The organism is Nocardia cyriacigeorgica (genome assembly GCF_005863245.1).
GTDB classification, from domain to species: Bacteria; Actinomycetota; Actinomycetes; order Mycobacteriales; family Mycobacteriaceae; genus Nocardia; species Nocardia cyriacigeorgica_C.
Genome location: NZ_VBUT01000004.1, coordinates 20,957 through 32,703, shown reverse-complemented (window position 1 = coordinate 32,703; position 11,747 = coordinate 20,957). Strand labels below are relative to the sequence as shown.

Annotated in this window: 13 protein-coding genes; 12 read left to right on the top strand and 1 reads right to left on the bottom strand. The window is 68.0% G+C overall.

Going from position 1 to position 11,747, the window contains the following annotated elements; genetic code table 11:
- The first annotated feature begins 59 nt into the window (after positions 1-59).
- From FEK34_RS10080 to FEK34_RS10055, 6 genes are all read left to right on the top strand, one after another.
- Positions 60-1,121, top strand: coding sequence for an acyl-CoA dehydrogenase family protein (locus FEK34_RS10080; protein ID WP_138447619.1), 1,062 nt, complete (start codon positions 60-62; stop codon positions 1,119-1,121).
- Positions 1,106-2,269 carry an acyl-CoA dehydrogenase family protein gene (locus FEK34_RS10075; protein ID WP_138447618.1) on the top strand — a complete coding sequence of 388 codons (1,164 nt, stop codon included), beginning with the start codon at positions 1,106-1,108 and terminating at the stop codon, positions 2,267-2,269. Before FEK34_RS10080 ends, FEK34_RS10075 begins: the two co-directional genes overlap by 16 nt.
- Before the next feature lie 29 nt (positions 2,270-2,298).
- Positions 2,299-3,249 (top strand): bifunctional MaoC family dehydratase N-terminal/OB-fold nucleic acid binding domain-containing protein, encoded by a 951-nt coding sequence (locus FEK34_RS10070; RefSeq protein ID WP_138447617.1) that lies wholly within the window; start codon positions 2,299-2,301, stop codon positions 3,247-3,249.
- Complete coding sequence (locus tag FEK34_RS10065) at positions 3,246-3,734, top strand: MaoC family dehydratase (protein ID WP_249358949.1); 489 nt, start codon at positions 3,246-3,248, stop codon at positions 3,732-3,734. The genes FEK34_RS10070 and FEK34_RS10065 overlap by 4 nt, the downstream gene beginning before the upstream one ends.
- Positions 3,735-4,916: a lipid-transfer protein gene (locus FEK34_RS10060; RefSeq protein WP_104360929.1), complete on the top strand. Its 1,182-nt coding sequence runs from the start codon at positions 3,735-3,737 to the stop codon at positions 4,914-4,916.
- A gap of 100 nt (positions 4,917-5,016) precedes the next feature.
- Entirely contained in the window at positions 5,017-5,235 is a 219-nt protein-coding gene (locus tag FEK34_RS10055) for a hypothetical protein (protein ID WP_138447616.1), read from the top strand.
- A gap of 130 nt (positions 5,236-5,365) precedes the next feature.
- Here the strand turns inward: FEK34_RS10055 and FEK34_RS10050 are convergent, their stop codons facing one another.
- The gene (locus tag FEK34_RS10050) at positions 5,366-5,890 is read right to left on the bottom strand and encodes a hypothetical protein (protein ID WP_249358947.1); all 525 of its coding nucleotides are present in this window, start codon (positions 5,888-5,890) and stop codon (positions 5,366-5,368) included.
- 177 nt (positions 5,891-6,067) lie between these two features.
- On the opposite strand from FEK34_RS10050, the gene zapE reads away from it, so the two are divergent.
- The 6 genes from zapE to FEK34_RS10020 all read left to right on the top strand — a co-directional run bounded on the left by zapE (position 6,068) and on the right by FEK34_RS10020 (position 11,541).
- On the top strand, positions 6,068-7,225 hold the full coding sequence (gene zapE, locus FEK34_RS10045; protein ID WP_138447615.1) for a cell division protein ZapE: 1,158 nt from the start codon (positions 6,068-6,070) through the stop codon (positions 7,223-7,225).
- Positions 7,226-7,403: 178 nt separating this feature from the next.
- Positions 7,404-8,330, top strand: coding sequence for a DUF4129 domain-containing protein (locus FEK34_RS10040; protein WP_138447614.1), 927 nt, complete (start codon positions 7,404-7,406; stop codon positions 8,328-8,330).
- Positions 8,327-8,824, top strand: coding sequence for a hypothetical protein (locus FEK34_RS10035; RefSeq protein ID WP_138447613.1), 498 nt, complete (start codon positions 8,327-8,329; stop codon positions 8,822-8,824). Before FEK34_RS10040 ends, FEK34_RS10035 begins: the two co-directional genes overlap by 4 nt.
- A 28-nt stretch (positions 8,825-8,852) precedes the next feature.
- On the top strand, positions 8,853-9,815 hold the full coding sequence (locus tag FEK34_RS10030; protein WP_138447612.1) for an AAA family ATPase: 963 nt from the start codon (positions 8,853-8,855) through the stop codon (positions 9,813-9,815).
- Positions 9,812-11,086: a DUF58 domain-containing protein gene (locus FEK34_RS10025; RefSeq protein WP_138447611.1), complete on the top strand. Its 1,275-nt coding sequence runs from the start codon at positions 9,812-9,814 to the stop codon at positions 11,084-11,086. Before FEK34_RS10030 ends, FEK34_RS10025 begins: the two co-directional genes overlap by 4 nt.
- Complete coding sequence (locus FEK34_RS10020; protein ID WP_138447610.1) at positions 11,083-11,541, top strand: hypothetical protein; 459 nt, start codon at positions 11,083-11,085, stop codon at positions 11,539-11,541. The genes FEK34_RS10025 and FEK34_RS10020 overlap by 4 nt, the downstream gene beginning before the upstream one ends.
- Positions 11,542-11,747: the final 206 nt, after the last annotated feature.

The window sequence follows — 11,747 nt, the reverse complement described above, 5'->3', positions numbered from 1 at the left end:
CGGATGCGCGAACAGCACACGTGGCCTTGGGCTTCGAGTACGAACGACTGGAGATAAGCGTGGACTTCACCAGAGACGAGGCCCAGGACGCCGTGGCCGAGGTCGTCGTGAGCTTGCTGGAGCGGGAATCGGCCCGCGACGCCGAACTGTGGCAGCCGTTCGTCGATACCGGCCTGCCCGCGGTGGCGCTGCCGGAACGTTTCGGCGGTGACGAGATGGGCGTGGCCGCGGTCTCGGTGCTGCTGACCGAACTGGCCATCGACGCGGTCGCGATCCCCGCGCTACCGACCTTCGGCTTCGGCGTGCTGCCGCTGCTCGGGGCACCGGAAGCGGTGGCCGAGAAGGTGTTCCCCGCCGTCGCCGAGGGTGCGGTGCTCGCCGCCGCTCTGCACGAACCCGGTGCGCCGTTCACCACCAAACCGGCCACCAAGGCCGTCGCCGAGGGCGACAAGGTGCGCATCACCGGCCACAAGGTGGCGGTGCCCTACGCCGAGCAGGCGCGCTGGATCCTGGTGCCCACCGAAGCCGGTGTCGCCGTGGTCGATGCGTCCGCCACAGGCATCACCCGCACCGCCTCGCCGGTATCCGGTGCGATGCCGGAGTACACGCTGCATTTCGATTCGGTCGAGATCGGGTCCGACTGGCTGCTGCCGGACGCCCTCGCCGAGCTGCACCGATACGCACTGGCCTCGATCGGCGCCGTCGCCGCCGGCCTGCTCGAGGGCGCGCTGAAGCTCACCGCCGAGCATGTGCGCACCCGCCATCAATTCGGCAGGCCGCTGGCCGAATTCCAGGCGGTGGCCCAGCAGATCGCGGACCTGTACGTGGTCTCGCGCACCCTGCACGCCGCCGCCCTGTCCGCGAACTGGGCACTGGCCCAGGATGATTCGAGCCCCGATCACCAGTCCAGGATCGACGACGATCTGGACGTGCTCGCCTACACCGTGGCCGCGGAACTACCGCGCGCCATGCAGAAGTGCCATCACCTGCACGGTGGCATCGGCGTCGACGTGACGCATTCGATGCACCGCTACTACTCCCAGGCCAAAGACCTCGCCCGCTGGCTGGGCGGCGAGTCGCTGCGCCTCGACCGATTGGGGGCCAGATGTTCATCGATCTGACCATCGAGCAGCGCAAGCTGCGTGACGAATTACGTTCCTACTTCGCCGATCTCGTCACGCCCGAAGAAGAAGCCGCCATGGCGGTCAATCGGCACGGCGACGCCTACCGCGAGGTGGTGCGCCGGATGGGGCGCGACGGCTGGCTCGGTGTCGGCTGGCCCAAGGAATACGGCGGACAGGGTTTCGGCCCGGTCGAACAGCAGATCTTCTTCAACGAGGCCGTCCGCGCCGACGTGCCGTTGCCGCTGGTCACCCTGCTGACCGTGGGACCGACGCTGCAACAGTTCGGTACCGAGGAGCAGAAGCAGAAGTTCCTGCCCGGCATCCTGTCCGGCGATATCCATTTCGCCATCGGCTACTCCGAACCGGAGGCAGGCACCGACCTGGCCGCGCTGCGCACCAGCGCGGTGCGCGACGAATCCGGCGACTGGATCGTCAACGGGCAGAAGATCTTCACCACCGGCGCGCACGAGGCCGATTACGTCTGGCTGGCCTGCCGCACCGGGACGGTGGAATCGCGTCATCGCGGCATCACCATCCTGATCGCCGACACCAAGGACCCCGGCTACTCCTGGACGCCGATCATCACCTGCGACGGCGCCCACCACACCAACGCCACCTACTTCGACAATGTGCGCGTCCCGGCGAACATGCTGGTCGGCGAGGAGAACCGGGGCTGGAAGCTGATCACCACCCAGCTCAACCACGAGCGGGTCAGCCTCGGGCCGTCCGGCAAGATCGAACAGCTCTACGACAAGGTCGTCACCTGGGCGCGCCCGCTCGGCCTGCTCGACGAACCCGATGTGCGCCGCTCGCTGGGCCGCATCCACGCCATGGTCCGGTTGAACGAACTGCTGAACTGGCAGGTCGCCGCCACCCACGGCAGCGGTGACGAATCCCAGGTGATCGCGGATGCCTCGGCCACCAAGGTCTACTCCACCGAATCGCTGCAAGAGGCGGGCCGGCTGGTGGAGGAGATCGTCGGCCGCTACGGCGATCCGGCCGAACCGGCCACCGCCGAACTGCTGACCTGGCTGGATCGGCGCACCAAACAGAACCTGGTCGTCACCTTCGGCGGCGGCGTCAACGAGGTCATGCGTGAACTCGTCGCCACCGCCGGTCTGCGCTTGCCGCGCGTGCCCAGATAGCGAAGCATCAACCAACGAAGGAGCAGCGCGTGCCGGAAACACTCACTCCGGAAGCGATCATCGCGGCCGGTGAGAAGATCATCGCCGCGGGCGAATCCTCGCACCGCGCGGGCCGCGACCCGGTCAACCAGCCGATGATCAACAACTGGCTGGAGGCGATCGGCGACAAGAACCCGGTCTACGTCGACGAGGACGCCGCCCGCGCCGCCGGCTTCGCCGGCATCGTCGCCCCGCCGGCCATGGCGCAGGTGTGGACCATGCCGGGCCTGCACGGCCAGCGGTCCCCGGACGATCCGATGAACGCCACCATGGCGCTGCTCGACGAAGCCGGCTACACCTCCGTCGTCGGCACCAACTGCGAGCAGACCTACCACCGGTACCTGGTCCCGGGCGAGCAGGTCACCGTCACCAGCGCGCTCACCGACATCACCGGACCCAAGCGCACCGGGCTGGGGGAGGGGTGGTTCATCACCTTCGCCACCCGCTGGTACGTCGGCGACGAGCTGGTCACCGAAATGCTTTTCCGGATGCTGAAATTCGCGCCCGGCACCGCGAAACCCGCCGCCGAACCCGAACCGGATCTGTCGGCCCGGGTGCGTCCGCTGGTATCGCGCGATACCGAATTCTTCTGGGCCGGAACGCGTGCCGGTGAACTGCGCATCCAGCGCATGCCCGACGGCACGCTGCGCCATCCGCCGGTTCCCGCGATCTGGCAGGACAAATCCGAGCCGGTCGACTATCAGGTCGCGTCCGGGCGCGGCACGGTGTTCAGCTACGTCGTGCATCACGCCCCGAAGGTTCCGGGACGGCAGCTGCCGTTCGTGGTGGCGCTGGTGGAACTGGAGGAAGGGGTGCGCATGCTCGGCGAACTGCGGGGCATCGAACCCGGCGAGGTCGAGGTCGGGCTGCCGGTGCAGGTGGACTTCGAGAAGCTCGACGACGAGACGGCGCTGCCGTTCTGGAAGGTGATCGGCGCATGAGCGGGTCAGGAGGTAGGTTGCTCAACCACGGAGGGCGCCCCGCTCATGCGAATGGGCACGAGCCCACCACCATCGAACCCGCGACCATCGCGGTCGGTACCGAATTGCCGGAGCTGGTGATCCACGCCGATCCCACTTTCGTCATCAGTTCCGCGCTGGCCACCAGGGATTTCCAGGATGTGCACCACGATCGCGACAAGGCGGTCGAACGCGGCTCCAAGGACATCTTCGTCAATATCCTCACCGATACCGGTCTGGTGCAGCGCTTCGTCACCGACTGGTCGGGGCCGCGCACCATCGTCAAGAAGATCGCGCTGCGCCTCGGTGTTCCGCTGTACGCCGGCGACACCCTCACCCTCACCGGGAAGGTGACCGCCATCGAGGGCGACGACATCCATATCTCCGTCACCGGGAGCGACAGTCTCGGCGACCACATCGTCGCCACCGTCGTGATCGCCATTCGTTCTTCGGAAGCAGGTGCCTAGATGAGTGCACAGTCGGCCCTGTCCGGCCGGGCGGCGATCGCGGGGATCGGCGCCACCGACTTCTCCAAGGATTCCGGGCGCAGTGAACTGCGGCTGGCCGCCGAGGCCGTCACCGCGGCACTCGCCGACGCGGGACTCACCCCCGCCGACGTCGACGGCCTGACCACCTTCACCATGGACACCAACACCCAGGCCGCGGTCGCGCGCGCGGTGGGCATTCCGCAGCTGAAGTTCTTCAGCGACATCCGCTACGGCGGTGGCGCGGCCTGCGCGACGGTGCAGCAGGCGGCCATGGCGGTGGCCACCGGTGTGGCCGATGTGGTGGTGGCCTACCGCGCGTTCAACGAGCGCTCGGAATCGCGGTTCGGGCAGTTCTCCACCGCCTTGGCCACCGCGCCCACCTCCTCGGGTGTGGACGCGGGCTGGTCGTATCCGCAGGGTCTGGGCACCCCGGCCGCGCAGGTGGCGATGGTCGCGCGCCGCTATATGCACGTATACGGCGCCACCAGCGCCGATTTCGGCCGTGTCGCCGTCGCCGATCGCAAACATGCCGCGGTGAATCCGAACGCCTTCTTCTACGGCAAGCCGATCACCCTGGAAGATCACCAGAATTCGCGCTGGATCGCCGAGCCGCTGCATTTGCTGGACTGCTGCCAGGAATCCGACGGCGGCGTGGCCATCGTGGTCACCAGCGTCGAGCGGGCCAAGGATCTGCCCAACCGTCCCGCCGTCATCACCGCCGCCGCGCAGGGCAGCGGCGCCGACCAATACGTGATGACCAGCTACTACCGCGACGCCATGACCGGCCTACCCGAAATGGGCCTGGTCGGCGATCAGCTGTGGGCCCAGAGCGGCCTGCGCCCCGACGATATGCAAGCGGCCATCCTCTACGACCACTTCACCCCGTTCGTCCTGATGCAGCTGGAAGAACTCGGTTTCTGCCCCCGGGGCGAAGCCAAGAACTTCATCGCCGACGGCGCCATCGAACTCGGCGGCCGCCTCCCGCTCAACACCCACGGCGGCCAACTCGGCGAGGCCTACATCCACGGCATGAACGGCATAGCCGAAGCCGTCCGCCAAATCCGCGGCACGTCGGTCAACCAGGTCGAGGACCTCACCAACATCCTCGTCACCGCAGGCACCGGCGTCCCGACGTCCGGGCTGGTCCTCAGCGCCGCCTGAGCCGCCGAGAGCTACACGGTCGAGAGGTCCTCTCGGCGTTTGCCTAGGCCAGGTAGCTCTCGGTGCTATCCCTCTTGGGTCGAGGGCGTACAACGGAGAGATGAACGCCGCCGATGACCGTGAGTTATCCGACGACGCAGCCTTGTATAACAAGGCTGCGTCGCATCGCCCCGAAGCTTGCGTGGACTATCTGGCGATGCGACGCGAGGCGGATGAGTTCTTCGGCAACGAGGATCGCCTCGATGACGACGACCCGTGGCAGCGTGTGCGTGGCGGATCATCGGACGGCGATCAGCAGGGGAGTGCTTCGCCTAGGTAGGCCCTGCAACGCCGGAATGGGGGTGCATAACGCACGGTTGCCGGGTATATTCGTCGATGCGGGATGCACTAGCGTCCTCGAAGTGGACCCGGCAGCCATCCGGACGGTTGGTGAGCCGGGTTTCGCGCGTCTAGACCAACTTGCGCACCGAATCGATGACTGGGTCTACGCGGCGGCGCCAGGGCCCGCCCTTCGCAACGCACCACGCCGCTGCGTCGGAGATCCAGAGGATCGGCTCGGCGCTTGGGCGCATGTGGTGATACGTGAGACTGTCGGCCACATCGAGTTTCCGGACAGCTTGATACAGAACGCGCTTGTCGCTGTCGATCAATGAGTCGTCGGTCTCCAGAACCAGCCGGGTGCCTCCACACGCGGCCAGATCTTCGACCACAGCATGCAGGCACGCGGTGCGGGCCGATGCGGCGTTCCTGATCTGAGTGGCGTCGTAAATTGCGATCTGGATGTCAAGATCGCAGATTGCCGAGCAGATCGCCCGTCGTCGGGGATCGGATTCTTTCTTGAAATGGATCCTGGATTGGCCGCCGACCAGCAGCTGCCGCATCGCTTTCCGTACGGGATCGATCCGCGCCCCCTCAGCGAAGGTGGCTGCAATCAAGAACCCGTTCTGCTTTGTCTCGTCAACGAAAGCCTGCACTCCTACCGCCTGTCACTCAGCCAGATCTCGACGCCCCCAGGGCCTGTGCACATGAGGTGCCCAGGCACGGCCGCCAACGGTACCCGCTTGCGCCGAGACCTCCGATCCAAATCACACTGCTGGTGTGGACTATTGGCGGCGTCCATCGGCTACACATGGTGTGGAGATGGAGGTGTCATGGAAACGATTCGATTGGACGCCGATCAAAACCGCGCCGCCGATGCGCTCGCCCACCTGCTCGATCGCCACCACCGCCCCCTGAAACACCATCGCGGCATCTACCTGCACGGCCGCCCGGGCCGCGGCAAGACCATGGTGATGGACCGTTTCTTCGCCACCGTCGATCCGAAACACAAGCGCCGCTTCCACTTCCACACCTTCTTCACCGCCCTGCATGCCGAGACCCACGCTCACGGCTCCATCGATAAGGCCATCGACATCCTGCTCGGTAAGGCCCGGCTGGTGTGTTTCGACGAATTCCATGTGCACGACATCGGCGACGCCATGCTCATCACCCGCATGCTCGACGCCCTGTTCGCGCGCAGGCTCACCCTGGTCGTCACCTCGAATTACGCACCGGCCGAACTGCTTCCGAACCCGCTGTTCCACGACCTGTTCGTGCCGACCATCGAACGCATCGTCGCCGAACTCGATGTCGTATCCCTGGACGGCCCGCTCGACTACCGCACCATCGCCCACGGCCACGCGACCGGTTTCCCAGCCGGCCGCTTCATCGTCGGGCCGTCGCCAGCCTTCGGTCGGGCAGCTGAGACGCCCGGCCGGTCGGTCGATCCCGCCGTGTCCGTCGATGGCCGACCCACGCAGGTCGGTCGCACGCGGGGTCCGGCCGTGCCCTCCCGCGCGAGCTCGCGGATCGAACCCGGCGCAGCGGCACCCGGCCACGTATCCGCCGACGAGAGCCGTGCCGACGCGGCGGCAGTCCACGATTCGCCGGGCAGCACAGGCTCGCGGGTCGAGGTCGCGGTGGGCAGCCGGACCGTGCGGGCACTGGCCGTCGACGCCACGACCATCACCCTCGATTTCGCCGACCTGTGCGCCACGCCCACCTCCGCCGCCGACTACGTCGACCTCGCCGAGCGGTTCCAGACGTGGACACTCTGCGGCGTACCGCTGCTGCGCGAGGTACCACCGGATTGGGCCATGCGTCTGGTGAACCTGGTCGACGTCCTCTACGACGCCGACCGGACCCTCACCGTCTACGCCCAGGCCCCGGTCCGCGAGCTCGTCGCCGGTGTGCGCGCCGTCCCCGATATCGCAAGGGCGGCGAGCCGTCTTGGTGAGTTGTCACAATCGGAGGCGGTCGCTGTCAGTTAGCTGAACCAAGGTCGGCCGCGCCCGCCGCGACCTGGGACGAGGCAGTTAAAACGGACGTTCTCCGAAGTAATCGATTCCCTCCCGAGCGGACCGTTCGGCATGTAACTATGTGGCTGTTTTGGGCAGTACACAAGTATGGGGTAACGCAGTGGTCCGGTCGCGAGCGCCGATATCGCGCGTGATCGTGGTGATCACGCTGCTCGTCTGCGCCGTCATCGCGTTGCGCGGCTATCTGCCCGGCGTCTCCGAATCAGAGGACGACGGCCCCTCGGCCATGTCCGCCATCGCGGTGGCGCTCATGCCCGTGCTGCTGACGGTTTCGGTGGTCATCCTGCTGGCCGGCGTCATCGCCAGCCAGCACCGCCTGCCGCTGGCCATGCCCGAACCCGATCCGGATACCGATCGCGAACCGTGGAAGCTGGGCCGCGCCGGGTTGATCGTGCTCGGCATCCTCACGGCGGTGGCGCTGCTGTTCGCCCTCGTCTCGGCCGTGTACTTCGTCGGCGTACAACCCGATGCCGACACCTCCGTCGCGCCTCCGACGGGCACCGCCACCCCCAGCCCCACCACCGGCGAGACCACCCCCAACGACCCGTCCACCGCCACCGAACCCGCCGAACTGGCGGGCACCGCGCTGGTGCTGGCCATCGTCGCCGCCGTCACCCTGGTGGCCGTGGCCATCGCCGGCCTGGTGGTCGTCGCCATCACCACCCGCCGCAAGCCCGCCCCGGAACCCGAACCGGTCGCCCCCGCCGCGGAGACCGCTGCCGATTCGCTGGCCCGCGCCGCCGAAATGGGCTTGGCCGCCATGGCCGCGCCCGGCCAGGACCCGCGCACCGCGATCATCGCCTGCTACGTCGCCATGGAGCGCGGCCTGTCGGCGGCCCGTTCGGCGGCCCCGCTGGTCTCCGACACCCCGATGGAGGTGCTGGCCCGCGCGTTCGAGCGCGGCGCCCTGCACGACGCGTCGGCCCGCGAGCTGGTGGCGTTGTTCGAGGAGGCCAGGTTCAGCCCCCATTCCATGATGGAATGGCAGCGTATGCGCGCCGAACAGTTGCTGCGCATCGTGCTCGCCGACCTGCAAGGGGAGGTGGTGCCCACATGACGCGCCTGAGCATGGTGGTGACCGCGGTGCTGGTGATCGTGGTGATCGAGCTGGTCACCCTCGGTCGCGCCCGCGAGGCGATGCTCGCCGCCGCCGGTGTCCCGGTCACGGTCGCCCTGGCCTGGCTGGTGTGGTCGCTACTCGGCCGATCCGGCCCGCGTGAGCCCGAGCTGCCCGACGAGATCGAGAACGGTCCCGCCGAAATGCTGCACCGCTGGCATGCCAGGGCGCAGATGCTCGCCGAACGCGCCGACGGCACCCGCGCGGATTGGGACCGCTACCTACGCCCCCTGTTGGCCAAGGAGTTCGAATTGTCGGCCGGAGTGCGGGTCGCCAAGAACCGCAAGGCGATCGAGGCCGCCGGAATCCACCAGTTCGGTCCCGAACTGTGGCGTTGGGTGGATCCGGCGAACTCGGAACTGCGTGACCAGGTCGGTCGCGCACCGGGTCGGGAGGCGTTGGACGAGATCCTGCGCCGACTGCAGAAAATGTGAAACGGGTTGAGCAAGTGCGAGTAGACAAATGACGATGCCTTTGGACGTGACCGTCCAACGCAGTGAGGCCGTGCTACGGGAGCTGTCCCGTGTCGTGGTCGGCAAGCGAGACGAGTTGCAGCTCATCTTGATCGCGGTGCTCTCCGGTGGGCATGTGCTGATCGAGGATCTGCCCGGCCTCGGCAAGACGCTCATCGCCAGATCGTTCGCCGCCGCGCTGGGCCTGGATTTCGCCAGGGTGCAGTTCACCCCGGATCTGCTGCCCGCGGATCTGCTCGGGTCGACCATCTACGACATGTCCACCGGCCGGTTCACCTTCCGTCGCGGCCCGGTGTTCACCAATATGCTGCTGGCCGACGAGATCAACCGGACCCCGCCCAAGACCCAGGCCGCGCTGCTGGAGGCGATGGCCGAGGGCCAGGTCAGCATCGACGGTGAAACCTTCCCGCTGCCACAGCCTTTCATCGTGCTGGCCACCGACAACCCGATCGAGTACGAGGGCACCTACCCGCTGCCGGAGGCGCAGCTGGACCGGTTCGCCATCCAGTTGCGGCTCGGCTATCTGTCCGAGCGCGACGAAACCCAGATGATCCGGCGCAGGCTCGAACGCGGCGCCACCGCCCCGCAGGTCGGTCAGGTGGTCGACGCGAACGGCCTGATGGAGATGCGGCATTCGGTCGAGTTCGTCACCGTGCACCCGGACGTCGTCGGCTACGTCGTCGCGCTCGCGGCCGCCACCCGTGGGCATCCGCAGGTCGAAGTGGGTGCGAGCCCGCGCGCGGAGCTGGATCTGGTGCAGATGTCGCGGGCACGGGCGCTGCTGCTCGGCCGCGATTACGTCATCCCCGAGGACGTGAAGGCGCTGGCGATTCCGGCCATGGCGCACCGGATCACGCTGCGCCCGGAGATGTGGGTGCGCCGGATCCGGGGCGAGGACGTGATCTCCGAACTGCTGCGTCGACTGCCCGTCCCGCGCGCCGCCACGCCATGAGGCATCGCGACTCGAGCACCGCGCTCGAGGCCGAATTGCAGTGGCGCCCGGCGCCATTGGTCTACATGCTGGCCGGGTGCGCGGCCGTCGCGCTGGTGCTGGCGATCGCGGTGAACAGCTGGCAGCTCGTGGTGTTCGCGGCGCCGCTGCTCGGGGTGCTGGCGACGGCGCCGTGGCAGCAGTCGCGCACCCGCATCCAGATCGACGGTGGCCCCACCCAGCGCTGCTTCGAGACCGAGGAAGTGGTGCTGACCGTCGCGGCGTTCGTCGAGGAGGGGCATGCGCTGCTGCGCTGCACCCCCGAGCCGACCCCGGGGCTGGAGACGGTGATCGAGGAGGCCAGCGATTCCGGCGCGGCGCCGGCCGGGCTGCGGCTGGCGTTGTCGGCGAAACGCTGGGGCCGCTACCCGGTGAATGTGCGGGTGTCGGCGTTGAGCCCGGCCGGTCTCGCGGTGGCCACGGTCCGTCGGCCCGCGGGGCAGCTGTTCGTCTACCCGATCACCGATCCGCAGCGAATGCGGTTGCCGCGCACCGAACTTCCCGAACGACTCGGCGTGCACCTGACCCGCAAACACGGGCCAGGCGTGGAGTACGCCGATATTCGCGCGTACGCGCCGGGCGATCAGCTGCGCATCGTGAACTGGCCGGTCAGCGCGCGTCGCGGGCGGCTCTACGTCACCGAGCGGCTCACCAATCGTTCCGCCGACGTCGTCGTGCTGATCGACACCTCGTTGCAGGCGCCCGGCCCGGCCACCGATTCGCTGGAGCTGTCGGTGCGCGGTGCGGCGCAGGTGGTGCAGTCGACGTTGCAGGCAGGCGACCGTACCGCCGTGGTCTGCCTCGGCCAGGACCCGCGCTGGCTGCGCCCCGATATCGGCCGCCGCCAGTTCTATCGCATCGTCGACACCGTCCTCGATGTCGGCGACGAGCACATCCCGACCACCGGCACCCTGGCCCCGCACGCCGCCGTCCCGCTGGGCGCGATCGTCATCGCGTTCTCCACCCTGCTCGACACCCAGTTCGCGCTCGCCCTGATCGACCTGCGCAAACGCGGGCATGTCGTGGTCGTGGTCGACGTCCTGCGCGGCACCCCGTTCGCCGAGAACCTCGACCCGACGCTGGCCCGCATGTGGCAGCTCGAACGCGCCACCATGTACCGCGATATGGGCACCGTCGGCGTCGACATCGTGTCCTGGCCCGAAGACACCCGTTTGGATCAGATCATGCGCCTGCTGCCCCAACACCGCCGAACCGTCCGGGTGCGCCGATGATCCGTTTCCTCGCCGTCCTGTCCGGTGTGCTGCTCATCGGTTCGATCACCCTGATGATCCCGTGGGCCGGTCTGCCCGCCATCGCCCTGGTCGCCGCGGGCTGGTGGTTCCGCCCCGCCGCGGTAGCCGCCGTCCTGCTCGCCGTCGGCGTCCTCGCGTGGTCCGATACCGGCGTATTGGCTGCCGCCGCAACAGGTTTGGTCGCCACCGCCTACCTGCTCAACACCGCCACCGTCACCGCCCCCGTCGGCGTGGTCCCCACCACCATCCCCTCGGTCACCGGCGCCGTAGCCTTCACCGTCCTCGCAGCCGCCACCGCCCTCCTCCCACTCCACCTCGCCTGGGCCCCCGCAGCCGCCCCGATCCTGGTGATCGTCCTGTTCGCCCTCGTCATCCACAGCCTCGCCCGCCGCTCCAACAACGGCTCCGACCGCCGCCCGCACTCTGCCGCCTGACCCGAGCACGCCGCCGTCCGCTCGCGAGCCCTCGCACGCTCGGCGAGGTTGAGACCGGCGAATTCGGCGTGTCGCCAGTCTCATGCCTCCCTCGTTGCTCGAGTGTGGGCTTGGTGGGCGAGGGCTACCGACTGGAGCGGCGGCGAATTGGGCGGAAATTGCCCAGTCTTGGGCAGCCTGTAAAGATACGGCGACTCCATTTCCGG

What these genes read in the sequence shown, in the direction of transcription:
- FEK34_RS10055 (WP_138447616.1), top strand. Translation starts at nt 5,017, where the DNA reads ATGAACGCCGCCGATGACCGTGAGTTATCCGACGACGCAGCCTTGTAT.
- zapE (WP_138447615.1), top strand. Translation starts at nt 6,068, where the DNA reads ATGGAAACGATTCGATTGGACGCCGATCAAAACCGCGCCGCCGATGCG.
- FEK34_RS10030 (WP_138447612.1), top strand. Translation starts at nt 8,853, where the DNA reads ATGACGATGCCTTTGGACGTGACCGTCCAACGCAGTGAGGCCGTGCTA.
- FEK34_RS10035 (WP_138447613.1), top strand. Translation starts at nt 8,327, where the DNA reads ATGACGCGCCTGAGCATGGTGGTGACCGCGGTGCTGGTGATCGTGGTG.
- FEK34_RS10020 (WP_138447610.1), top strand. Translation starts at nt 11,083, where the DNA reads ATGATCCGTTTCCTCGCCGTCCTGTCCGGTGTGCTGCTCATCGGTTCG.
- FEK34_RS10065 (WP_249358949.1), top strand. Translation starts at nt 3,246, where the DNA reads ATGAGCGGGTCAGGAGGTAGGTTGCTCAACCACGGAGGGCGCCCCGCT.
- FEK34_RS10060 (WP_104360929.1), top strand. Translation starts at nt 3,735, where the DNA reads ATGAGTGCACAGTCGGCCCTGTCCGGCCGGGCGGCGATCGCGGGGATC.
- FEK34_RS10075 (WP_138447618.1), top strand. Translation starts at nt 1,106, where the DNA reads ATGTTCATCGATCTGACCATCGAGCAGCGCAAGCTGCGTGACGAATTA.
- FEK34_RS10025 (WP_138447611.1), top strand. Translation starts at nt 9,812, where the DNA reads ATGAGGCATCGCGACTCGAGCACCGCGCTCGAGGCCGAATTGCAGTGG.